The sequence below is a fragment of the Micromonospora sp. AP08 genome, assembly GCF_008085935.1.
GTDB lineage: Bacteria > Actinomycetota > Actinomycetes > Mycobacteriales > Micromonosporaceae > Micromonospora > Micromonospora chersina.
In genome coordinates this window covers 1-21,648 of record NZ_VSEZ01000020.1, presented here as the reverse complement: position 1 = coordinate 21,648, position 21,648 = coordinate 1, and the positions used below count along the sequence as shown (strand labels likewise).

Genomic DNA, 21,648 nt, shown 5'->3' with positions numbered 1-21,648 from the left:
TCCGGCCGGCCTCGGAATGAATCCGGTTGCGCCAGGCGTTAGGCTTGGTGTTGCTGCCGACAGGGGCAGCCCGTCGAGGGGGTGACTGGTTTCGACTTCGTACGTTGCGGCAGGGGAAGCGAGCCGAGGAAGCCGACGTCGTCTCGAGAATCGTTCGTCGGAAACCAATAAGCGCCAAGAACAATCGCGCTGACTTCGCTCTCGCCGCCTGAGGCGAGTAGCAAGTCTGTCGGCCTGGGAGCGCCTTCGACCCAGTTAGCCGGCATCAGCTAGAAGGCTGGCCAACCGGACCCGGTCGCGGGGTCCGTGCGGCGAGATCAATCAGCGACTGGGCCCGTCACACCGACTCGCTCGCGTGATCGGAGGGGCCGAGTAGAGGCACAGCGAGCTGCGCTCGGAGAAGCCCTGACAAGGCGGCGAAGGACCCGGGTTCGATTCCCGGCACCTCCACCACCTGACCTGTGCGCCCCGGTCCATCGGACCGGGGCGCACAGTCGTCTCCGGCCCCGGTCGGGCCTTAGGCTGCCGCCTGTGACGAACGAGCGGATCCGACTGTCCGTCGGCGCGGCGTCCGGGCCGCGCGCCGTGGCCGCCGTGGTGGGCGTCCTCCTCACCGCCGTCGGCGCGGCCTTCGTGCTGCTGCCGGTGGTCGCCGGCGGCCTGCTGCGTCGGGTCACCGGCTTCGGCGACCCGGTCCCCTCGTACGACGACGTCCGCGACCTGCCGCCCGAACTGCTCCCGCCCGACCTGCACGACGGCGCCACCGCCGCGCCCACCCCGCTGCGCTGGGCCGGACTCTGCGGCCTGCCGTTCGTCCTGCTCGGGCTCTACCTGGTGCTGCGGGTGCTGCGCACGGCCGCGTGGCTGGACGGGACCCGGGCCTCGGTCCGGGGCGCGCTCGGCACCCGCACCGTCGACCTGGCCACCGCCGAGGTGCGCGGCGGCGCGGTCGTCCACCGCGTCGGCGACGACGCGGTGGTGCGGGTGCCCACGCTGATCGCCCGGGACCGGGACAGCGGCCGGCGGGTCACCATCCCGTTGCAGGGCCCCGGGCTGGGCAGCCTGCCCCCGGCCGAGCTGCGGGCGCTCGCCGACGCGATCAGCGCGGGCCGGCCGGACCAGGGCCGGGACGCCGACGCGCACGCCCTCGCCGGCCGGCTGCGCGGCATGGCCGCCGATCCGCTGGGGCTCTAGGGGCGGGTGTGGCCGCCGGGGCGCAAGGGGCAGATGAGGCGTCCGCCCCTCCTGGACAGGTCGGGTGACCGGGTTCACCATCGCTGTACGCGGTAGCGCAGCAGTGCGGGAGGTGCCATGGTCACCCATCCGATCCAGCAGCCGTCCACCCTCACCGCCGTGCCCCTGCCGCGGCCCGCCCACCCCGGCGACGTGCACGCCCTCGCCCGGGCGCTCGCCGCGGCACCGGCGGAGCCGCGCTGGCGGGAGCACCTGATCGGCCGCCTCGGCCCGGTCCGGCAGGGCTTCGCCGAGCACGTCCGGGTCACCGAGGGACCGGCCGGCCTCTACGCCGAACTGCTCCACCAGGCGCCCCGGCTCGACCGCGGCGTACGCCTGCTGGCCGGCGAGCACGCCGCCATCGCGGCGGCGATCGCCGCGCTCCAGCACGCGGCACGGCTCCCCGCGGTGCCCGCCGAGGAACTGCGGGAGCAGGCCCGGACCCTGCTGCGGGCGCTCGACCGGCACCGGCAGCGCGGCGCGGACCTGCTCTGGGAGGCGTACCAGGCCGACCTGGGCGGGGAGAACTGACCGGGGGAACCGGTCGGGGGAGCGCCGCGTCCAACCGGCATGCGTCGCTATTTCGCCCTGCTCGGGCTGCCGCTCCTGGTCCTGGCCGGCTGCGCCGCGCCCGGCGCCGACCCGGCCGGCCCTCCGGCTACCGGCCCGGGCGGTCCGTCGGCCTCCGGCCCCGACCACCGCTGGGAAGCGTTCGGCCAGCGCGCCACCGAGGTGGCCGACGCGTGGCGTCCCGGCCCCGCCTGGCGCAGCGGGTACGTCCCGCTCGACGAGGCCACCGTGCTGGTCGGCGATCCCGGCTTCACCGACGAGACGAAGCAGGCGTTCCTCAACGGCTGGTACCGGGACCAGATCGACCTGCCGGCCGCCCGGCCCGCCGACGGGACGATCCGCTTCCCGGACGGCACGCTGCGGGTCCCGCTGGTCAGTGCCGCCGAGGCGTACGCCCAGCTGGACCAGGGCGACCCGCCGCCCTGCGACGGGCGGCCGATGGCCCCGGCGGCGCGGCCCAAGGGTGGCCCGACCGTCGAGCCCGGCCCCGACGGGCCGGTCGCCACCCAGGTGGCGACCCCGTGCGTGCCGCTGACGGTCACCGGGGCGAAGCTGGGCAGCGCGTCGGTGCGGACCAGCCGGGGCGAGGCCACCGTGCCGGCCTGGCTGTTCACCGTCGAGGGGCTCCGGGCGCCGGTGGCCCGCCTCGCCGTCGCGCCGAGCGCGGTCGGCACGGCGCCGGAGGGGACCGCGCCGAGCCGCCCGGCGGACGACGGGATCGTGGCGGCCCTCGACCTGCGGGCGGTGACCGGCAACCGCGTCGACTACCGGGTCGGGACCGGCGCCTGCGACGGGGAGCCCACGCCGCTGGTGCTGGAGCGGGACGACGTGGTGGTGCTCGGCGGCGGGGTGGTCCGCTCGACCGGGCCGTGCACGATGCAGCTCGTGATGAAGCCGCTGAGTGTCACGCTCAAGGCGCCCCTCGGCGACCGGACGGTGCTCGACGTGGCCAGCGGCACCCCGCTCGTCGTACGCCGCTGACGGTTACAGGATCCGCGGCACGTCGGTGCTGATCGGCACCGGCAGCACGGTCGGCCGGTCGGCGGCGAGCGCGGCGGCCAGCGCCGGGCCGAGCGCGTCCGGCGACTCCACCACCTCGGCCGCGCAGCCGTAGCCGCGGGCCACCGCCGTGACGTCGAGCCCCGGCAGGTCCAGCGCCGGCACCCCGGGCGTGTGCTTCAGCTCGGCGAACGCCTTGAGGATCGCGTACTGCCGGTTGACCGGGACCACGACGGCGAGCGGCAGGCCGAGCTGCGCGGCGGTCCACAGCGCCTGCACCGAGTAGTGGAACGAGCCGTCACCGACCACCGCGACCACCGGCCGGCCGCGCCCGGTGTCCCGCTCGGCCAGCGCGATGCCCACCGCCGCCGGCAGGCCGAACCCCAGGCCGCCGCTGGCCATCGTGAAGTACGACCGGGGCCGCTCGATCCGCAGCCGGCGGCGCAGCGCCGCCAGGTTGGACGGCGACTCCTGCACCAGCACCCCGTCGGCCGGCCACTGCGCGGCCAGCGCCACGAAGACGGCGTCGGCGCTCGGCGGGTCGGTGGCCTCCGGCGGCGCCGGGGCGTCCCGGGCCGGCGGCGGGGGCCGGTCCGCCGGAGGCAGCAGCTCCACCAGCCCGGTCATGGCCAGCCCGGCGTCGCCGAGCAGGCTCTCCCCGACGGGCGCGCGGGCCGCCTCGTCCGGGTCGTCGGTGACGTGCAGCAGCCGGGCGTCGGCGGGCAGGTAGTCGCCCGGCACGTGCGGGTAGTAGCGGAACACCGGCGCCCCGACCACCAGCACCGCGTCGTGGCCGCGCAACGCCTCCGCCAGCGGGCCGATCGCGTACGGCAGGACGCCCCGGAACTGCGGGTGGCCCTCGGGGAAGACGGCCCGCTCCGGCGCCGGGGCGGCCCAGACCGGGGCGGCCAGCCGCTCGGCCAGCGCGACGGCGGCCGGCCAGGCGTCGGCCCGGTCCACCGCCGCGCCGAGCACCAGCGCCGGGGCGCGGGCGGCGGCCAGCGCGGCGGCGAAGCCGCGCAGCCGGTCCGGGTCCGGCGCGATCCGGGTGGCCACCGTCCGCACCTGCGGCGGCGGGTCGGCGGGTCGGGCCCAGTCGTCCATCGGCAGGGAGAGGAAGACCGGCCCGGTCGGGGGCTGCACCGCGGAGGCGTACGCCCGCATGAAGGCCGCCGGGACGTCCTGCGCGCGGGCCGGCTCGTGCGCCCACTTGACGTACGGCTGGACCAGCTCGACCGCCCGGGGGTTGGCCAGCCGGGGCTCGATGAGCAGCATCTCCCGGGTCTGCTGGCCGGCGGTGACGATCAGTGGCGTCCTGTTGTGCCAGGCGGTGACCAGGTTGCCCATGCCGTTGCCGATGCCCGGGGCGGTGTGCAGGTTGACGTGCGCGGGACGGCCGGTGGCCTGCGCGTAGCCGTCGGCCATGGCCATCGCCGACGCCTCCTGGAGGGCGTGCACATAGCGGAAGTCGGCCGGGAAGTCCGCGAGGAACGGTTCCTCGGTGGAGCCGGGATTGCCGAAGACGGTGGTCAGGCCCAGCGCACGGAGCAGGTCGTAGGTCGTGTCGCGGACCGTTGCCATCGCCGGCTGCCTCCCGTCCCCCCGCGCATGCCGGGAGACGGCCCGGTGATCAGCGTCCCGACTAGCCGAATCTATCGGGCCGAGGTCGACTTTTCGGGTGCTTCCCGGCGCTCAGGGCAGCGGGAACGGGAGCTTGATCCCGTCCAGCGCCCGCCCGCAGGGGCAGTCCCGCTCGGCGGGCAGCGCGGCGACCGCGTCCAGCAGCACCCCGCGCAGCCGGTCGGTGTTCTCCCCGAAGACCCGGAAGACCTCCTCCTGGGTCACCGACCCACCCGCCTCGACACCGGCGTCCAGGTCGGTGACCAGGGCGATCGAGGTGTAGCAGAGGGCCAGTTCGCGGGCGAGCACCGCCTCCGGGTGCCCGGTCATGTTGACCACCGTGCCGCCGATCGAGGCGAACCAGCGCGACTCCGCCCGGGTGGAGAACCGCGGCCCCTCGACCACCACCACCGTGCCGCCGTCCACGGCCGGCACGCCCCGCCCGGCCGCCGCGTCGAGCAGCGTGCGCCGCCCCGCCGGACAGTACGGGTCGGCGAACGACACGTGCACCGCGCCCTGGTCGTAGTAGGTCTGCGTCCGCCCGCTGGTGCGGTCGACGAGCTGGTCCGGCACCACGAACGTGCCCGGGCCCAGCTCCGGCCGCAGCCCGCCGACCGCGCAGGGCGCCAGCACCTGGCGTACGCCCAGTGAACGCAGCGCCCAGAGGTTGGCCCGGTAGGGGATCAGGTGCGGCGGGTAGCGATGGTCGCGCCCGTGCCGGGGCAGGAACGCCACCCGCCGGCCGCCCACCTCGGCGATCGTGACCGGATCCGACGGCGCGCCGTACGGCGTCTCCAGCACGTGCTCGGTGGCGCCGTCGAGCAGGGCGTAGAGGCCCGACCCGCCGATCACCGCCAGTTCGGCCGTAGCCGCCATCCGGCCCTCCCTCGATTCCGTCGCGATCACCCGCCGGTCAGACCTTAGCCAGCGGGCTGACCGCAGGCTATGGTGCCTTGCATGGCGTTGACAGCGCGGCTGGTCGCGGCGTACGGCTGACGGGTGTCGGACATGCAGGGTGAGGGACAGGCGATCGGTGGCCGAGCCATGGATTCCATGACCGGGCGGCTGCTGGTCGCGACGCCTGCGCTGAAGGACCCGAACTTCGACCGCACGGTCGTGCTGCTCGTCGCCCACGAGCCCGGCGGCGCCCTCGGCGTGGTGCTCAACCGGGCCACCGAGGTCCCGGTGGCCGACGTCCTGGGCGACTGGAGCGACCTGGCCCGACACCCCGCGGTGCTCTTCGAGGGTGGTCCCGTGCAGCCCGACTCGGCGATCTGCCTGGCCCGGATGCGCCACCCGATCAAGCCGGTGAAGGGCTTCCACCGGGTCTCCGGCGCGGTCGGCACCATCGACCTCTCGGTCGACCCGGAGAAGCTGCGCGACGCCGTCGGCGGGATCCGGGTCTTCGCCGGCTACTCGGGCTGGGGCGCCGGCCAGTTGGAGCGGGAGATCGAGGACGGGTCCTGGTTCGTGTTCGACGCCCTCCCCGGCGACGCCTTCGTCGACCGCCCGGACGATCTCTGGCCGATGGTGCTGCGGCGGCAGGGTGGCATGATGGCGGCGGTCGCCCACTTCCCGCCGGATGTGGCCCTGAACTGAGCCACCGGCCAGGGGTACCCCCGCGAGATGACCATGCCGACCGGCGTGTGTATAGTTCTCTCCGTGCCCGGGCGACCGGGGACACCGCAAGGGGCCGTGGCGCAGCTGGTAGCGCACCACACTGGCAGTGTGGGGGTCAGGGGTTCGAGTCCCCTCGGCTCCACCCTTAGCGATCAGGGCGTTCGTCAGCGATGGCGGGCGCCCTTCGTCGTATTCCGGCCGAGACTGGGGCATGACCTGCTCGTGGGCAGGTGCGGCTCCTGGTCCCGGCTCAGGTGACTAGCTGGCGCGTGGGGCGTACATGATCACGGCGACGCCGGCGAGGCAGATGGCGGCGCCGACGACGTCGTAACGGTCGGGGCGGAACCTGTCGACGACCATGCCCCAGGCGAGTGAGCCGGCGACGAAGATGCCGCCGTAGGCGGCGAGGATACGGCCGAAGTTCGGGTCGGGCTGGAAGGTGGCGACGAAGCCGTAGAGCCCGAGCGCGATGACTCCCGCGGCGATCCAGAGCAGCCCGCGGTGTTCCCGCCAGCCCTGCCACACCAGCCAGGCCCCGCCGATCTCGGCCAGCGCGGCGATGACGAACAGCAGGATCGAGCGGGCAACCGTCATCCGTCGGACCCTATCTTCACCACCTCGCGGTCCGGTCGTTCCTCTCGGCGAGTTCGGCGAACGGCAGGGGGCAGCAGGAACTGCCGGCGCAGGCGACCAGGTCGTCGCAGCCGGCCGAGATGGCGGCGCGGAGGGTGTCGCGGATGACGGTGAGGTCGGCCAGCCTCTGCTCCACCTCGACGAGCTTCTCCCTGGCTCGCACCTGGAGGCCGTTGTCGGATCGGCCGCGGTGCCGGTGCCGGCCGGCGTCGAGCAGGTCGGCGACCTCGTCGAGGGTGAAGCCGAGGCGCTGTGCGGTCTTGATGACCCGCAGGAGGGTGACGGTGTCGGCCGGGTAGAGGCGGTGCCCGCCGGGGGAGCGCCGCGGGGCCGTGAGAAGTCCCCGGCGCTCGTAGTAGCGCAGCGTCTGCAGGTTGACCCCGGCCGCGTCGGCGAGCTGGCCGCTGCGGAGCCCCGATCCGCTCATCGCGAGCCTGCCGCTGACGCGGCACGGTCGGCGAGGGCGTCGAGCACGTCGACGTGGGCCACGGGCACCTGAACGTCCAGCGTCAGCGCGTCCGGGCCGGACCGGGAGATGGCGAAGGCGAAGAACGAGCAGCACGACGACTCCCGGGCGGTGAGGTCCCGTGCTGTCTCCTCGACCTGCGCGTCTCCGGCGAGATGCAGCCGCAGATGCTGCGCGGAGACTCGGTCGGCACCCCGGACCGCGTCGCGGGAGAACTGATCGAACTCGGCGAGCCGCAGCGGCCGTTCAGCCGTCGGCAGGGTGCAGGCATCCGGCGCCCAGGAGTCATCGGTTGCTACTTGTCCGTCGCTCATGCTTCGACGGTAAGCCTGTACCTGGGTATCGGATGCAACCCACCCTGCCCGACGGACGCCGCCACCGGGAATCAGCGCGGCTCGTACGCCTTGGGCAGGCGCATGCCCCGCTCGGCCATGAGCTGCCGGACCCGGTCCGGGTAGTTCGTGATGATCCCGTCGACCCCCAGGTCCATCAGCGCGGCCACGGTGGCTGGGTCGTCGCAGGTCCACGGCACGACCTTCAGGCCGCGGGCGTGCGCGTCGGCGATCATCTCCGCGTCGGGGTAGAAGCGGAAGGCCGGGTCGGCGACCGTGCCGTTCTGCGGGAAGCCGTAGTTGGGGGAGAGGGTGGTCACGCCGGGGATCGCGGCTGCCGCCCGGACGAAGTCGCCACCGAAGTCGTCCGCGTCCAGGCCGCCCAGCCAGGGCGAGGCGCCGGGCTTGCCGACCTGGAGGAAGTCGTAGTTGGTCAGCGCCACGAGCGGCCACCGCGGAGCGAGCCGGTGCATCACCCGCAGCGCGCCCCAGTCGAAGGACTGGATGGTGACGTGGTCCTCGATGCCCGAGGCGCGGATCTCCTCGAAGACCCGGCGGACGAACAGCTCGCGCGGTGCGGTCTGCTCGGGCGCCCCGGCCTCCACCTTCGTCTCGATGTTCAGCGTGATCTGGTGGGCGCGCCAGGTCCTCACCAGGTCCAGCACGTCCCGCAGCTCGGCCATCCGGACCCCGGCGATCTGCTCCTGCTCCGGGAAGCCGGGCAGTTGCTGGTAGCCGCAGTCCATGGTCTTGATCTGGGCCAGGGTCAGGTCCTTGACGTACTTCCCGACGTACGGGTACATCGCGTCGCCCGGGGTCACCGGTCCGGTGTCGCGGCACTTCTGCGCGCTGACCTGCCGGTCGTGCGTGACGACCACCTTCTCGTCCCGGGTGACCTGGGTGTCCAGCTCCAGCGTGGTGACGCCGAGGCGCATGGCCTTGGCGAAACCGGCCAGGGTCTCCTCGGTGGTCAGCCCGATCCCGCCCCGGTGCGCCTGCAGGTCGAAGTGGGTCTTCTGCGGCAGCACGCCGGGGTCGGCGACGGGGGCCGCGTGGGCGGCCGTCGGCACGGCCAGCACCGCCCCGACGGCCAGCACCGTCATGAGCTGACGGACGAACATGGGAAAACCTCCGCTACTCGGTTGACGTTCGCGCAGCCGAAGCTAGGTGCGGGGGCGGTGTCCGTCGTGGCCCTGACGTGAGGGGGCGGTGAACGTTCGCGGACGGGCAGGCTGCGCCGCCGGCCGGGCCACGGCGTTGCGCGGCCCGGCCGGCGGCGTCACCGGGTACGGCGGGACTTGGGCAGGTCGAACTGGTCGGCCCGGCGGCAGTCCTTCGGGCCACCGATCGCGTCCGGCCCGACCCGGTCGAGGGCCTGGCGGGCCCGGTAACGGCCCAGGTTCCAGGCGTACCAGGGGTCGGACTCCTCGAGGTCGTCGGCGATCCAGCTCAGCGTGCAGCGGCGGACCGGGTCGGGGAGTCCGGTCAGCGCGGGCGTGGCGTCGGCGGAGAGCGCCCGCAGGTACCACGCGTCGATCTTGCCGGTCTGCTCGTACCGGAGGATGTTGCGCTTCGCCGCGTAGTCCTCGGGGTTCAGCACGGCCAGGCCGAGCAGCATGGCCACGGCCAGCGCCACCGTGGTGCCCGGTATCCACCGCCCCTGCCACCGCACGCCCGCCGCCAGGATCATGAGGAAGACCGCGCCGAGCAGCAGCTCGAACGCCATCACGAAGATCCGCTCGCCGGTGAAGCTGTAGACCTTCTGGTACGTCCACATCCGGGACAGCGCCGACACGACGATCACCACGCTGAGCGCGCTGAGCAGGCCCAGCAGGACGCGCAGCAGGTGGCGCTCGACCGGCCGCTCACGGCTGGCCAAGCGGCTCACCCCGCCCAGCACGGCCAGGGTCAGCAGGGTGACGAAGAGGAGCTGCCAGAAGCCGCTGCGGGCGTACTCGGAGTAGCTGAGGCCGGCGACCTTCTGCACGTGCCGCTGGCCGCCGAAGAGCACGGTGAACTGCACGATCACGAAGCCCACGAAGAGCAGCGTCAGCGCCCCGATGGCCGGTGCCCACTCCAGCACGCCGAGCCGGCGGCTGCTCGGCCGGTCCACGGTGGACAGGTCGGGCGGGGCGGCCAGCGTGTAGACGGCCGCGACCGCGATGAGCCCGCCGACCGCGGCCAGGAAGATCCAGCGGAAGACCGTACCGATGTTGATCTCGGGGACGACGGCGGCCAGCACCTCCGAGAAGGCCGCGTCGGCCGAGGAGAGCAGGCTGCCGAAGACCAGCAGCACCAGCACGGTGGCGACCACCGAGCCGGTGACCTTGCGGACGGTCCCGGCCTCCGGGGACGCGGTGACGTGCCGGCGCACCCAGGGCAGGCCGCGGAACGCCGCGAACGGCGTGGCGGCCAGGCCGAACAGGATCGAGCGGACCAGCCGGCCGCCGACGATGGCCAGGGTGGCGCAGCCCAGCGCGCCGAGCACGCAGAACGTCACCAGCCACCACGCGTTGCGGAAGGCCAGCACGGCCAGCAGGACCAGCGCCGCCGCGGCCCACCCGCCGCGGATCAGCCGCTCGGTGCGGGGCAGTTCGGCGGTACGCCGGCGCACCGCGACCAGCACGCCGAGGGTCAGCGTGAGCCAGCCCAGGAACCAGCCGATGCCGACCCGGCTCAGCGGCACGAAGAACGCGGTGCCGAGCGCGCCGGCCAGCACCGCGAGCGGGACCGCCCGGCCGGTGGCCTGCTTCGGGCCCGGCCAGCGCGCGCCGAGGAACGAGGTCCGGGGCGTCCGCGGCCGGGGCGTCCAGCCGGCGTGGGGCGGGTAGCCACCCCAGGGCTGCTGCCCGTGGACCGCACCCGGATAGGGCGGTGCGGCGACCGGCGGGGTCGGGACGACACCGGGCGGCGCCACCGGCGTACCGGTCGCCGGCGGAGCGGCGGTCGTCGCTGGTCCGGTGGTCGGGGCCGCGGTGGTCGCCGGGGCGGTTCCGGGTTCGGGGTCGGCCTTCGTGGCCGGTTCCGGCTGAGCCTCGGAGTCCGACGGCTCGGCGGGGGTGAGGGCCGGCGTTGCGACGTCGTCGGTCGTCGTGCCGGTGCCGCCGCCACCGGGCGCCGCCGCGCCGATCGGGGCCGGGGTCTCGACGGCCGGCGGGGCGGCCTGGGTGGGCACGCCCGGCGCGGGGACCAGCAGCCGCGGGGCGGCCGCCGGCCCGGGGGCCGCGTCCGGCTCTGCCTCGGCCACCGGCACCAGCGGCACGAAGAGCGCGTAGCCGCGGGTGCCGGGCGGCACGACCACCGGGATGGCCCAGGCGGGCTGCCCCTCCGGGCCGGGCCACGGCATCGAGGGCGGCGCACCCGCCACGGCGGGCGTGACGAGCAGGTGCGGCGTGACGTCGGTGGGGACGTCGCCGGCCGCGGACCCGGTCGCCGGGGCGGCTCGGGGCGGTTCTGGCTTCTGTGGCGGCTCGGACACGGCACGCTCCTTGATCACGGGGTGCCGTCACTGTAGGGCCGGAGCATGCTCCACCGCCGCCCCGACCGACCGTCCGTTCGGTCAGCACATCCCGGCAAGCCGTGAAGCGTGGCACACCGGCGCGCCGATCGAACCTTTGCCGGCCCGCGCCCGTACCAGTGCCCGGGAGGTCGATGACATGGCCGTACGCCGCACGCTCGCCGCGCTCGCCGCCGTCGCCGCGACCCTGCTGTTCACCGGCGTTCCGGCGAGCGCGCACGGCGCCCCCACGAGCCCGTTGAGCCGGGCCGCGGCCTGCGGTCCGGAGGGTGGCCGGGCGGACACGCCGGCCTGCCGGGCCGCGATCGCCGCCGGGGCGGCCGTGCGGGAGTGGGACAACATCCGGGTGGCCCAGATCGACGGGCGGGACCGGGAACGCATCCCCGACGGGGAACTGTGCAGCGGCGGGCTGTCGGCGTACCGGGGGTTGGACCTGCCCCGGGCCGACTGGCCGGCCACGACGCTCACGGCCGGGGCCCGGCACACGTTCCGCTACCGCACCACGATCCCGCACAAGGGCACGTTCCGGTTCTACGCCACCACCGCCTCGTACGCCCCGACCCGCCGGCTGACCTGGGCGGACCTGGAGGAGAAGCCGTTCCTGACGGTCACCGACCCGCCGATCCGGGACGGCGCCTACGAGATGCCGGGTCGGCTGCCGACCGGGCGCACCGGGCGGCACATCATCTACACCATCTGGCAGAACTCGAACACCCAGGACACCTACTACTCCTGCTCCGACGTGGTGTTCCGGTCACCGTCCGGCGGGGCGGCGTCCACGCCGCGGACCAGAGCCGCGGCGGCCCCGCGTACCGTGCCGAAGGCCGCGACCGGCGACCCGGCCGGCGAGCCGGCGGCGGGGGTGCCGGTGGCGGCGGTGACCGACACGCGCACGTTCCCCCGGCCGCTCGTGGTCGGCGCGGCGGCCGGGGTCACCGTGCTGCTCGTCGTCGTGGTGGCGATGCGGCTGCGGCGGGCCGGCAGCGTGCCGGCGGGCCGGCCGTGCGGGGTCCGCAGCCACCGCGCCGGCCGGCGCCGGATCTGGTAGTCCTCAGCCCAGGTGGCGGTCGATCTCGGCCAGCTCGTCGACGCCGAGGTCGAGGTTGTCCAGCGCGGCGACGTTCCCCTCCAGCTGGGCCACGCTGCTCGCCCCGATGATCAGGCTGGTCATCCGGGGGTCGCGCAGCGCCCAGGCCAGCGCGAGCTGGGCCAGGCTCTGACCGCGCCGTTCGGCGACCGCGGCGAGCCCGCGGATGGTGGCCATCTTCTCCTCGCTGAGGTCGCTCTCGTTGAGGAAGACGCTGGTGCGCACGCGGGAGTCGGCCGGGATGCCGCCCAGGTAGCGGTCGGTGAGCAGGCCCTGCGCCAGCGGGCTGTAGGCGATGCAGCCCGCGCCGGCCTGCTCCAGGGTGTCGAGCAGCCCGTCGGCCTCGGTCCAGCGGTTGAGCATCGAGTACGACGGCTGGTTGATCAGCAGCGGGGTGCCCAGTTCGCGGAGGATCTCGGCGGCCCGGGCGGTCTGCTCCGAGTTGTAGTTGGAGATGCCGACGTAGAGCGCCTTGCCGGAGCGGACGACCGCGTCCAGCGCGCCCATCGTCTCCTCCAGCGGGGTGTCCGGGTCGAACCGGTGCGAGTAGAAGATGTCGACGTAGTCGAGCCCCATCCGGCGCAGCGACTGGTCCAGCGAGGAGATGAGGTACTTGCGCGAACCCCACTCGCCGTACGGGCCGGGCCACATGAGGTAGCCGGCCTTGCTGGAGATGACCAGCTCGTCCCGGTAAGGCTTCAGGTCGGTGGCGAGCATCCGGCCGAAGTTCTCCTCGGCCGTGCCGGGCGGCGGGCCGTAGTTGTTGGCCAGGTCGAAGTGGGTGATCCCGAGGTCGAAGGCGCGCCGGACGATGTCCCGCTGCCGCTCGTACGGCCGGTCCGGCCCGAAGTTGTGCCACAGCCCGAGCGAGATGGCGGGCAGGCGCAGGCCGCTGCGGCCGCTGCGCCGGTAGATCATCGAGTCGTAACGGTCTTCGCTGGCTAGGTAGGTCACGAGTGCAGACCCTAGTCCCGGCCGGGCCCCCGGTCGGGCGGGAGGTGGGGCCGCCGGAACCGGCGTGCGGCCGCACCGGCGCGGGTAGCTTCGAGCCATGCGCTACGTCCCGCTCGACACCCCCAAGCCCATCTCCAAGATCGGCCTCGGCACGTGGCAGTTCGGCTCGCGCGAGTGGGGCTACGGCCCCGACTACGAACAGCGGGCGGCGCAGATCGTCCGGCGCGCGCTCGACCTGGGCGTCACGCTCTTCGACACCGCCGAGATCTACGGCTTCGGCCGCAGCGAGCGCATCCTCGGCGCGGCGCTGGGCGAGGACCGAGCCAAGGTCGTCGTGGCCAGCAAGATCTTCCCGGTGCTGCCGCTCGCCCCGGTGGTGCAGCAGCGGGCGGTCGCCTCGGCCGCCCGGCTCGGCGTCGCCGGCATCGACCTCTACCAGGTGCACCAGCCCAACCCGGTGGTCGCCGACACCACCACCATGCGCGGCATGCGCGCGCTCCAGGACGTCGGGCTCGTCGGCGAGGTGGGGGTCAGTAACTACGGCCTGCGCCGCTGGCGGTTCGCCGAGGCCGCGCTGGGCCGCCGGGTGCTGAGCAACCAGGTCCGCTACAGCATGGTCGACCGCGGCCCCGAGAAGGACCTCATCCCGTACGCGGAGCAGGCCGGCCGGATCGTCATCGCGTACAGCCCGCTGGGGCAGGGCTTCCTGTCCGGCCGGTACGACGCGCGGAACCCGCCCGCCGGGGCGGTGCGGCGGGCCAACCCGTACTTCCTGCCGGAGAACCTGGAACGGGGCACCGAGCTGATCGCCACCCTGCGCGAGGTGGCCGACGCGCACGACGCCACGCCCAGCCAGATCGCCCTGGCGTACCTGCTCCGCCACCCCAACGTGGTCGCCATCCCCGGCGCGTCCGGGGTGGAGCAGGTGGAGCGCAACGCCGCCGCCGCCGAGATCGACCTGGCCGACGACGAGCACGCCGCACTGGTCACCGCCGCCCACGCGTTCCGCCCGGTCACCGGGCTGGCCGCCGTACCCAAGCTGATCCGCGCCCGCACCCGGAAGTGACCGCCATGGACGACATCACCGCACTGATCCTCGACGACCACGCCGCCTTCCGCCGCGGCTTCGCCCGCCTCGACGACGCCCGCGACCCGGCGGAGCTGCTGGCCGTCTGGGAGGCGCTCGCCCTGCACCTGGACATCCACGCCGAGGCCGAGGAGGCCATCCTCTACCCGCACCTGGTCCGGCACGGCGACGACGGCGCGGAGGAGACCGAGGACGCCATCGGCGACCACAACAAGATCCGCGACGCCGTCGCCGAGTCGAAGCTGCACGAGGTCGGCTCGGACGCCTGGTGGGCGGCCGTGTGGCGGGCCCGCCGGGAGAACAGCGAGCACCTGGCCGAGGAGGAGGACGAGGCCCTGCCGGACTTCCGCCGGCACGCGAGCGTCGAGCTGCGGGCCGAGCTGGGGCAGCGCTGGCTGACCTTCTACGGCGAGCACAAGAACGGGCGCAACCTGCCCTTCCGCGACAAGGACCCGGAGAAGTACGTCCAGGACCACCGCTGAGCCCATCTCCCCGTCACGGGGGAGTCGGTGGGTCGCCCTCCGGCGGGAGAATGGCCGGGTGACGGTCCCGGGTGTGCTGGCGCCGCTGGTGCGCGGGAGCACCTGGCGGCGTGCCGTGTTCCTGCTGCTCGGCGGGGTGCTCGCCCTGCCGTACGCGCTGCTCGCGGCGACGTTCGCGCAACTGTTCGGCAACGGCGACGTGCCCCGCCCGATCGGCGCCGGCCTGCTGCTGGTCGCCGTGGTCCTCGCCGCCGTGCCGGTGTTCCTCGCCGGCAGCCGGGCGCTGGAGATCGCCGCCGCCCGGGCGCTGCTCGCGGTCGACCTGCCCGAGCCCGCGCCGGGCCACCGGATCGACCGGGAGACCCGGCTGCGGGCCGCGCTCTGGATCGCCCTGCACCTGTTCACCGGTGGCCTGGTGCTGTTCGCGGCGATCAGCGCGTTCCCCATGGCGCTGGTCTTCCTGGCCGGGCTGGCCGGCGTCGACATCGGGGCGACGGCCGACGACGGCTTCGGCCCGTTCGGCCCGGATCACCCGGTCGCGGCGGGACTGGCCGGGCTGGCCGTGCTGGTCGCGCTCGGCTACGCGGTCGCCGGTCTGGGCGCGCTCGCCGCCTCGATGGCCCCGGTGCTCCTCGGCCCGGCGCAGGCCGAGCGGATCGCCGCCCTGGAGGCGCGGTCCGCCCGGCTGGCCGAGCGCAACCGGCTGGCCCGCGAGCTGCACGACTCGGTGGGGCACGCGCTCACCGTGGCGACCCTCCAGGCGGGCGCCGCCCGCGAGCTGCTCGACACCGACCCGGAGTTCACCCGGCGGGCGCTGCGCGCCATCGAGGAGACCAGCCGCCGCGCCATGGACGACCTGGACCACGTCCTCGGGCTGCTCCGCGAGACCGAGGACGGGCGGGCGCCCGCACCCACCGTGCCGCAGGCCACTCTCGACGGGCTGGACCGGCTGGTCGCCGACACCCGGGCCGCCGGCCTGGTGGTGCAGCCCCGGGTCAGCGGGGCGCTGGGCGGGCTGCCCGCCGTCGTGTCCCGGGAGGGCTACCGGATCGTCCAGGAGGGGCTCACCAACGCCGCCCGGCACGGCCGGGGGCCGGTGGAGCTGCGGGTGGCCGTACCCGACGGGTCTCTGGAGATCGAGCTGGTCAACGGGCTGCGTGGCGTCAGGGGGCCGGGTGGCGGCGGGCGCGGCCTGGACGGCATGCGGGAGCGGGTGCTGCTGCTCGGCGGGCAGCTCACCGCCGGGCCGGAGGGCGACCGCTGGCGGGTACGGGTCACCCTGCCGGCGCCGAGGGAGGAGACCGGATGACCATCGACGTGCTGATCGTCGACGACGACGAGCTGATCCGGGTCGGCCTGCGGGCGATCGTGGACGCCCAGCCCGACCTCCGGGTCGTCGGCGAGGCCGCGGACGGCGCCGAGGTGCCGCCGCTGGTGGCCCGGCTGCGCCCGCGGCTGGTGCTCATGGACGTCCGGATGCCGGCCATCGACGGCATCCAGGCCACCCGGCGGCTGCTGGCCACCTCCGCCGACCCGCCCCGCGTCCTGGTAGTGACGACGTTCGCCAACGACGAGTACGTCTACGAGGCGCTGCGTGCCGGCGCCAGCGGGTTCCTGCTCAAGCGGGCCCGCCCGGCCGAGGTGGTGGAGGCGATCCGCGTGGTCGCGGCCGGCGAGTCGCTGCTCTTCCCGGCGGCGATCCGCCAGCTCGTCGGCGCGTACGGCGGCCGGGGCTCCGACGGGCTGCGGGCGGCCCGCCTCACCGAGCGGGAGGCGGAGGTGCTGCGGCTGATGGCCGCCGGGCTGTCCAACCCGGAGATCGCCGACCGGCTCGTGGTCGGCGTGGAGACGGTCAAGACGCACGTCGGCAACGTGCTGGCCAAGCTCGGCGTACGCGACCGGACCCAGGCGGTGATCGCCGCGTACGAGTCGGGCTTCGTGGTGCCGACCGGCTGACCCCTCGCCCGGGGGAGACGGTCCACCCCCGCGCGGGAGGGATCCGGGACCCGGCCGGCCGAGGCTGAGGTCATGACGACGACAACCGATTCCCCACCCCGTCGGGCCGGCCGGACCCGGCTCGATCTGGCCGCCCCGCTCGCCGCCGCCTGGCTCGGCGGCTGGGGCGTGCTCGCCCTGGTCTCGACGCTGACCGGCGCCGGCTACCCGTTCGGCGCCAACGACCCGCACGGCGGCGACGTCAGCCTGCTCCGGTCGGTGCCGGTGGACGTCGGCGCACCCCTCTTCGCCGGGGTGCTGCTGCTCGCGGCGGTCGCGGCCCTCGCCATGAGCGGCCCGGCGACGGTACGCCGACCCGGCCTGCCCCGCGCGCTGCTGCTCGGCTACGGCTGGGCGGTCGTCTTCGCGCTGACCGTGGTCGTCCCGGACGCCCGGGTGCTGATCGTGCTCGGCTACCTCCCGATGCTGATCATCGGTGCGCCGTTCGGCTGGCCGCCCGTCGACTACGGGCAGATCTTCGACTGGCCCCTGGCGGCCCGGTGCGCCGCGCTCGTCGGCGGCGTCCTGCTGGCCGGGGCGCTGCTGCTCTGGCAGCGGCGAACCGCCGGCGCCTGCCCGGCCTGCGGTCGGGACGACCACGAGCGGGGCTGGACCACGCCGGCCTCGGCCGCCCGCTGGGGGCGCTGGGCCGCGTACACGGCCGCCGTGATCCCGTTCGCCTACGCGCTCACCCGGTTCGCCTGGGCGGCCGGCATCCCGCTGGGCATCTCCCGGGACTTCCTCGCCGAGATGCGGGAGACCGGGCTCGTCTGGGCCGGCGCCGGGCTCGGTGCCTTCGCCACCGTCGGGGCGATCCTCACCCTCGGGCTGGTCCGCCCCTGGGGCGAGCGCTTCCCCCGGTGGCTGCCGGGGCTGGCCGGCCGGCGGGTGCCGATCAAGCTGGCGGTCGTCCCCGCGACGCTGGTCGCGCTGTCGGTGACGGCGGCCACTCTCGGGCTGCTCACGAAGCCGGATTTCTGGCAGATCGGGCACGAGTTCAGCCTGGCCTCCGCGCCGATGCTGCTCTGGCCCCTCTGGGGCGTCGCGCTCGGGGCGGCCACCCTGGCATACCACCTGCGCCGGCGGGGCGCCTGCGCCCGCTGCGGGCGGCCCGTCCCCCGTCCGTGACGCTCCGGCCGCCCGGAAGGCGGCGCGCGGTCACCCGACCGAGATAGCGTGGGTCGGGTGACTGCGCCCAACCAGGTTCCCCCGGTCCCGCCCGCCGACCTGCCCGGCACGCTCGGCGAGCTGCGGGCGTCCGGCCACCACCACCGCACGGTCAAGCAGGAGCTCCGCGACAACCTCCTCGCCCGGATGCGCGCCGGCGAGGAGCGCTTCCCCGGCATCGTCGGCTACGAGGACACGGTGCTGCCCGAGGTCGAGCGGGCCCTGCTCGCCGGCCACGACATGGTGCTGCTCGGCGAGCGCGGCCAGGGCAAGACCCGGCTCATCCGCTCGCTCGGCGCGCTGCTCGACGAGTGGACCCCGGTGATCCCCGGCTCGGTGCTCAACGAGCACCCCATGCACCCGCTCACCCCGGCGTCCCGCGCCCTCGTCGCCGAGCGCGGCGACGACCTGCCGATCGGCTGGCTGCACCGCTCGATGCGGTACGGCGAGAAGCTGGCCACCCCGGACACCAGCGTCGGCGACCTCATCGGCGACGTCGACCCGATCCGCCTCGCCCAGGGGCGCACCCTCGGCGACCCGGAGACCATCCACTTCGGACTGGTGCCCCGCACCAACCGAGGTGTCTTCGCCGTCAACGAGCTGCCCGACCTGGCCGAACGCATCCAGGTGGCGCTGCTCAACGTGCTGGAGGAGCGGGACATCCAGGTCCGCGGCTACCAGCTCCGGCTGCCGCTGGACCTGCTCCTGGTGGCCAGCGCCAACCCGGAGGACTACACCAACCGGGGCCGGATCATCACCCCACTGAAGGACCGCTTCGGCGCCGAGATCCGCACCCACTACCCGCTCGACCTGGAGCTGGAGCTGGAGCTGATCCGGCAGGAGGCCGACCTGGTCGCCACCGTCCCCGAGCACGTGCTGGAGGTGCTCGCCCGGTTCGCCCGCGCCGTCCGGGAATCGCCGTCGGTGGACCCGCGCTCCGGCGTCTCCGCCCGGTTCGCCATCGCCGCCGCCGAGACCGTCGCCGCCGCCGCGCTGCGCCGCGCCGGCCTGCTCGCCACCGCCGCCCACGAGGCCCCGGTCGCCCGGGTCGGCGACGCCGTCTCGGTGACCTCCACCCTGCGTGGCAAGGTCGAGTTCGAGAGCGGTGAGGAGGGGCGGGAGATCGAGGTCCTCGGCCACCTGCTGCGGACCGCCGCCGCCGAGACGTTCCGGGCCCGGCTGGCCGGGCTGGACCTCTCCGGGTTCACCGCGCTGGTCGCCGAGGGCGGCGAGATCGAGACCGGCGAGCTGGTCTCCTCGGCCGAACTGCTCCGCCAGGTCGGCACCGTGCCCGGGCTCGCCAAGGTGCTCGACCGGCTCGGCCTCGGCGACGCGCCCACCCCCGAGGAGGCCGCCGCCGGGATCGAGTTCGTCCTGGAAGGGCTGCACCTCACCCGCCGGCTGGGCAAGGACGTCACCGAGTCCGGGCGCACCGTCTACGGCGGCCGGGGCTGACCGTGGCCGGCAACCGGTTCCGGTACGGGCAGTGGCGCGGCGGCCCCGACCCGCTCGCCCCGCCGTACGACGTACGTGCCGCCGTGGACGCGGTCGGCGCGGAGGTCCTCGCCGGCGGCAGCCTGCGGGAGGCGCTGCGCGACCTGCTGCGACGCGGCCCGCAGGGGCGCGGCGGCCTGGACGACCTGGCCGCCCGGGCCCGCCGGCTGCGCCGGGAGGCGCTGCGCCGGGGCGACCTGGACGGCGCCGTGACCCGCGCGCAGGCGCTGCTCGACCAGGCCCTCGCCGCCGAGCGGGAGGAGCTGCGCGGGCGGGACGGCGACGACGCGCGCTTCGCCGAGGCGGTGCTGGACAACCTGCCCCGCTCGACCGCCCGGGCCGTCGAGGAGCTGTCCGGCTACGACTGGGCCAGCGACGAGGCGCGGCAGACCTACCAGCGGATCCTCGACGGGCTGCGCGGCGACGTGCTGGAGCAGCGCTTCGCCGGGCTGCGCGACGCGGCGCGGGCCGCCGCCGACCCGGCCGCACAGCGGCAGCTCGCCGAGATGATGCGCGACCTCAACGACCTGCTCGCCCGGCACGCCCGCTCCGAGGACACCACCGACGCGTTCGCCGAGTTCATGCGCCGGCACGGCGAGTTCTTCCCGGAGCGGCCGAAGGACGTCGACGAGCTGGTCGACGTGCTGGCCCGCCGGGCGGCGGCCGGTGAGCGGCTCATGCGGTCGCTGTCCGACCGGCAGCGCGAGGAACTGGCCGGGCTCATGCGCCAGTCCCTCGGCGAGCAGCTGGCCGGGGAACTGTCCCAGCTGGACGCCCACCTGCGGTCGCTGCGCCCCGACCTCGACTGGCAGCGCGGCGAGCGGGTCCGGGGCGACCAGCCGCTCGGCTACGGCGAGGCCACCGGCGCGCTCGGCGAGATCGCCGAGCTGGACGAGCTGCTCGACTCCCTCGACCAGGACCACCCCGGCGCCACCCTGGACGACATCGACGTCGAGGCGGTCGCCCGGACGCTGGGCCGGGACGCCGCCGACGACGCGCGCCGGCTGCGGGAACTGGAACGCGAGCTGCGCCGGCAGGGCTGGGTGACCCGGGACGCCGAAGGGCTGACGCTCAGCCCGAAGGCGCTGCGCCGGCTCGCCGGCACCGCCCTGCGCCGGGTCTTCGCCGACCTGACCGCCGGCCCGCGCGGCCAGCACGACCTGCGCTCCGCGGGTGCGGCCGGCGAGGTGAGCGGCGCCTCCCGGCAATGGGAGTACGGCGACGAGCAGCCCCTCGACGTGGTCCGCACCCTCACCCGCGCCGTACGCCGGGCCGGCCCCGGTGTGCCCGTGCAGCTCGCGGTCGAGGACTTCGAGGTGATGGAGACCGAGCGGCGGGCCTCGGCGGCCGTGGCGCTCTGCGTCGACCTGTCCTACTCGATGATCTCGCAGGGCCGCTGGGGGCCCATGAAGCAGACGGCGCTGGCCCTGTCGCACCTCATGGCGACCCGCTTCCCGCAGGACGCCCTCCAGATCATCGGATTCGGCCGGGAGGCCGTGCCGCTCACCCAGCAGGAACTGGCCGCCGTCGAGCCGGACATGGAGCAGGGCACCAACCTCCAGCACGCGCTGCGGCTGGCCGGGCGGCACCTGCGCCGGCACCCCGGCGCCGAGCCGGTCGTGCTGGTCGTCACCGACGGCGAGCCCACCGCGCACCTCGACCCGTCCGACGGCGAGGCGTACTTCCACTGGCCGCCGCTGCCGGAGACCATTGAGGCGACCATCCGTGAGGTGGACAAGCTGACCCGGTACGGCGCCACGCTCAACCTGTTCATGCTCGGCGACGACCCGGGGCTGCGGCGGTTCGTGGACGCGGTGGCCCGGCGCTCCAAGGGCCGGATGTTCACGCCGGACCTCGACGACCTCGGCGAGTACGTCGTCTCCGACTACCTCCGCGCCCGCCACGGCCGCCACTGACCCGGGTTCCGTTCCCCGACCGTCCGACGCCAGGTCGGAACGGACGCCCCAGCTCCGACCGCCCCAGCGCGGGTGGCACGTGCTCAACCGCGCCTTTGCTCTGCAGCCCCCCACGCAACAGGCGAAATTTCAGGGTGTTGCCTCCATGGCTGCAGAGCAAAGGGGGTTGAGCGGGGTGGGCCCGGCGCCGGTCGGCCGTTCCCGACCGATTCGCCGATCTGGGGTGAATGTCCGGTCCGCCGCACGGGCTCGGCCTGACCCGCGGGTGGCGGTGCACTGCCCGCCCGACGGAGGCCACGCTGAGTGGAACGCCATGTATGTCTCCGGGGCCCGGATACACCCATCGAGTTCCACCGACGGGTGTTGGCTGGGCCGGATGTCCGTTTCGGGGGTGGTCGGTGGCACTCTGGCGGCGGAATGGCGGGCGGGTGGGCGTAGTTGTATCCCCGTGAACGATCGAGGAGGGCGCCCCGCCG

Annotated in this window: 20 protein-coding genes, 1 tRNA gene and 1 other RNA gene; 14 read left to right on the top strand and 8 right to left on the bottom strand. The window is 74.9% G+C overall.

Annotated elements, in window-relative coordinates; translation table 11 throughout:
- The first annotated feature begins 77 nt into the window (after positions 1–77).
- From ssrA to FXF50_RS25715, 4 genes are all read left to right on the top strand, one after another.
- Positions 78–453: a transfer-messenger RNA gene (gene ssrA / locus FXF50_RS25730) on the top strand.
- A 78-nt stretch (positions 454–531) separates the two neighbouring features.
- A complete protein-coding gene (locus tag FXF50_RS25725) occupies positions 532–1,194 on the top strand; it encodes a hypothetical protein (protein ID WP_148431524.1) in 663 nt (220 codons plus the stop codon).
- A gap of 117 nt (positions 1,195–1,311) precedes the next feature.
- Positions 1,312–1,764 carry a hypothetical protein gene (locus FXF50_RS25720; RefSeq protein ID WP_148431523.1) on the top strand — a complete coding sequence of 151 codons (453 nt, stop codon included), beginning with the start codon at positions 1,312–1,314 and terminating at the stop codon, positions 1,762–1,764.
- Between the two features lie 39 nt (positions 1,765–1,803).
- The gene (locus tag FXF50_RS25715) at positions 1,804–2,784 is read left to right on the top strand and encodes a hypothetical protein (protein WP_148431522.1); all 981 of its coding nucleotides are present in this window, start codon (positions 1,804–1,806) and stop codon (positions 2,782–2,784) included.
- A gap of 3 nt (positions 2,785–2,787) precedes the next feature.
- Here the strand turns inward: FXF50_RS25715 and mdlC are convergent, their stop codons facing one another.
- A complete protein-coding gene (gene mdlC / locus FXF50_RS25710) occupies positions 2,788–4,383 on the bottom strand; it encodes a benzoylformate decarboxylase (protein ID WP_148431521.1) in 1,596 nt (531 codons plus the stop codon).
- A 111-nt stretch (positions 4,384–4,494) separates the two neighbouring features.
- Positions 4,495–5,298 carry an S-methyl-5'-thioadenosine phosphorylase gene (locus tag FXF50_RS25705; RefSeq protein ID WP_148431520.1) on the bottom strand — a complete coding sequence of 268 codons (804 nt, stop codon included), beginning with the start codon at positions 5,296–5,298 and terminating at the stop codon, positions 4,495–4,497.
- A gap of 132 nt (positions 5,299–5,430) precedes the next feature.
- Here FXF50_RS25705 and FXF50_RS25700 point away from each other — a divergent pair, with 132 nt between their 5' ends.
- Together FXF50_RS25700 and FXF50_RS25695 are read left to right on the top strand one after the other, a co-directional pair.
- The gene (locus FXF50_RS25700) at positions 5,431–6,021 is read left to right on the top strand and encodes a YqgE/AlgH family protein (protein ID WP_148431519.1); all 591 of its coding nucleotides are present in this window, start codon (positions 5,431–5,433) and stop codon (positions 6,019–6,021) included.
- Between the two features lie 90 nt (positions 6,022–6,111).
- A tRNA-Ala gene (locus FXF50_RS25695) sits at positions 6,112–6,184 on the top strand.
- 116 nt (positions 6,185–6,300) lie between these two features.
- Here the strand turns inward: FXF50_RS25695 and FXF50_RS25690 are convergent.
- The 5 genes from FXF50_RS25690 to FXF50_RS25670 all read right to left on the bottom strand — a co-directional run bounded on the left by FXF50_RS25690 (position 6,301) and on the right by FXF50_RS25670 (position 10,951).
- On the bottom strand, positions 6,301–6,636 hold the full coding sequence (locus FXF50_RS25690; protein ID WP_148431518.1) for a YnfA family protein: 336 nt from the start codon (positions 6,634–6,636) through the stop codon (positions 6,301–6,303).
- A 16-nt stretch (positions 6,637–6,652) separates the two neighbouring features.
- The gene (locus FXF50_RS25685; RefSeq protein WP_148431517.1) at positions 6,653–7,102 is read right to left on the bottom strand and encodes a MerR family transcriptional regulator; all 450 of its coding nucleotides are present in this window, start codon (positions 7,100–7,102) and stop codon (positions 6,653–6,655) included.
- Positions 7,099–7,455, bottom strand: a complete 357-nt coding sequence (locus tag FXF50_RS25680; RefSeq protein WP_148431516.1) for a hypothetical protein — start codon at positions 7,453–7,455, stop codon at positions 7,099–7,101. Before FXF50_RS25680 ends, FXF50_RS25685 begins: the two co-directional genes overlap by 4 nt.
- A gap of 71 nt (positions 7,456–7,526) precedes the next feature.
- On the bottom strand, positions 7,527–8,594 hold the full coding sequence (locus tag FXF50_RS25675) for a glycerophosphodiester phosphodiesterase family protein (protein ID WP_148431515.1): 1,068 nt from the start codon (positions 8,592–8,594) through the stop codon (positions 7,527–7,529).
- Between the two features lie 158 nt (positions 8,595–8,752).
- The gene (locus FXF50_RS25670) at positions 8,753–10,951 is read right to left on the bottom strand and encodes a DUF4153 domain-containing protein (protein WP_148431514.1); all 2,199 of its coding nucleotides are present in this window, start codon (positions 10,949–10,951) and stop codon (positions 8,753–8,755) included.
- A gap of 178 nt (positions 10,952–11,129) precedes the next feature.
- On the opposite strand from FXF50_RS25670, the gene FXF50_RS25665 reads away from it, so the two are divergent.
- Positions 11,130–12,038: a lytic polysaccharide monooxygenase gene (locus FXF50_RS25665; protein ID WP_148431513.1), complete on the top strand. Its 909-nt coding sequence runs from the start codon at positions 11,130–11,132 to the stop codon at positions 12,036–12,038.
- 3 nt (positions 12,039–12,041) lie between these two features.
- Here the strand turns inward: FXF50_RS25665 and mgrA are convergent, their stop codons facing one another.
- Complete coding sequence (gene mgrA, locus FXF50_RS25660) at positions 12,042–13,031, bottom strand: L-glyceraldehyde 3-phosphate reductase (protein ID WP_148431512.1); 990 nt, start codon at positions 13,029–13,031, stop codon at positions 12,042–12,044.
- A gap of 97 nt (positions 13,032–13,128) precedes the next feature.
- On the opposite strand from mgrA, the gene FXF50_RS25655 reads away from it, so the two are divergent.
- From FXF50_RS25655 to FXF50_RS25625, 7 genes are all read left to right on the top strand, one after another.
- A complete protein-coding gene (locus tag FXF50_RS25655) occupies positions 13,129–14,097 on the top strand; it encodes an aldo/keto reductase (RefSeq protein WP_148431511.1) in 969 nt (322 codons plus the stop codon).
- Positions 14,098–14,102: 5 nt separating this feature from the next.
- The gene (locus tag FXF50_RS25650) at positions 14,103–14,600 is read left to right on the top strand and encodes a hemerythrin domain-containing protein (protein WP_148431510.1); all 498 of its coding nucleotides are present in this window, start codon (positions 14,103–14,105) and stop codon (positions 14,598–14,600) included.
- Positions 14,601–14,658: 58 nt separating this feature from the next.
- A complete protein-coding gene (locus tag FXF50_RS25645; RefSeq protein WP_148431509.1) occupies positions 14,659–15,909 on the top strand; it encodes a sensor histidine kinase in 1,251 nt (416 codons plus the stop codon).
- Positions 15,906–16,556, top strand: a complete 651-nt coding sequence (locus FXF50_RS25640) for a response regulator transcription factor (protein ID WP_148431508.1) — start codon at positions 15,906–15,908, stop codon at positions 16,554–16,556. Before FXF50_RS25645 ends, FXF50_RS25640 begins: the two co-directional genes overlap by 4 nt.
- A gap of 72 nt (positions 16,557–16,628) precedes the next feature.
- Complete coding sequence (locus FXF50_RS25635; protein WP_148431507.1) at positions 16,629–17,723, top strand: hypothetical protein; 1,095 nt, start codon at positions 16,629–16,631, stop codon at positions 17,721–17,723.
- A 48-nt stretch (positions 17,724–17,771) separates the two neighbouring features.
- A complete protein-coding gene (locus FXF50_RS25630) occupies positions 17,772–19,217 on the top strand; it encodes a magnesium chelatase (protein WP_148431506.1) in 1,446 nt (481 codons plus the stop codon).
- A gap of 2 nt (positions 19,218–19,219) precedes the next feature.
- Positions 19,220–21,172, top strand: coding sequence for a VWA domain-containing protein (locus tag FXF50_RS25625; protein ID WP_148431505.1), 1,953 nt, complete (start codon positions 19,220–19,222; stop codon positions 21,170–21,172).
- The last annotated feature ends 476 nt before the right edge of the window (positions 21,173–21,648 follow it).

What these genes read in the sequence shown, in the direction of transcription:
- FXF50_RS25685 (WP_148431517.1), bottom strand. Translation starts at nt 7,102, where the DNA reads ATGAGCGGATCGGGGCTCCGCAGCGGCCAGCTCGCCGACGCGGCCGGG.
- FXF50_RS25655 (WP_148431511.1), top strand. Translation starts at nt 13,129, where the DNA reads ATGCGCTACGTCCCGCTCGACACCCCCAAGCCCATCTCCAAGATCGGC.
- FXF50_RS25680 (WP_148431516.1), bottom strand. Translation starts at nt 7,455, where the DNA reads ATGAGCGACGGACAAGTAGCAACCGATGACTCCTGGGCGCCGGATGCC.
- FXF50_RS25700 (WP_148431519.1), top strand. Translation starts at nt 5,431, where the DNA reads ATGCAGGGTGAGGGACAGGCGATCGGTGGCCGAGCCATGGATTCCATG.
- FXF50_RS25650 (WP_148431510.1), top strand. Translation starts at nt 14,103, where the DNA reads ATGGACGACATCACCGCACTGATCCTCGACGACCACGCCGCCTTCCGC.
- FXF50_RS25675 (WP_148431515.1), bottom strand. Translation starts at nt 8,594, where the DNA reads ATGTTCGTCCGTCAGCTCATGACGGTGCTGGCCGTCGGGGCGGTGCTG.
- FXF50_RS25635 (WP_148431507.1), top strand. Translation starts at nt 16,629, where the DNA reads ATGACGACGACAACCGATTCCCCACCCCGTCGGGCCGGCCGGACCCGG.
- FXF50_RS25640 (WP_148431508.1), top strand. Translation starts at nt 15,906, where the DNA reads ATGACCATCGACGTGCTGATCGTCGACGACGACGAGCTGATCCGGGTC.
- FXF50_RS25690 (WP_148431518.1), bottom strand. Translation starts at nt 6,636, where the DNA reads ATGACGGTTGCCCGCTCGATCCTGCTGTTCGTCATCGCCGCGCTGGCC.
- mdlC (WP_148431521.1), bottom strand. Translation starts at nt 4,383, where the DNA reads ATGGCAACGGTCCGCGACACGACCTACGACCTGCTCCGTGCGCTGGGC.
- FXF50_RS25715 (WP_148431522.1), top strand. Translation starts at nt 1,804, where the DNA reads ATGCGTCGCTATTTCGCCCTGCTCGGGCTGCCGCTCCTGGTCCTGGCC.
- FXF50_RS25665 (WP_148431513.1), top strand. Translation starts at nt 11,130, where the DNA reads ATGGCCGTACGCCGCACGCTCGCCGCGCTCGCCGCCGTCGCCGCGACC.
- FXF50_RS25705 (WP_148431520.1), bottom strand. Translation starts at nt 5,298, where the DNA reads ATGGCGGCTACGGCCGAACTGGCGGTGATCGGCGGGTCGGGCCTCTAC.
- FXF50_RS25720 (WP_148431523.1), top strand. Translation starts at nt 1,312, where the DNA reads ATGGTCACCCATCCGATCCAGCAGCCGTCCACCCTCACCGCCGTGCCC.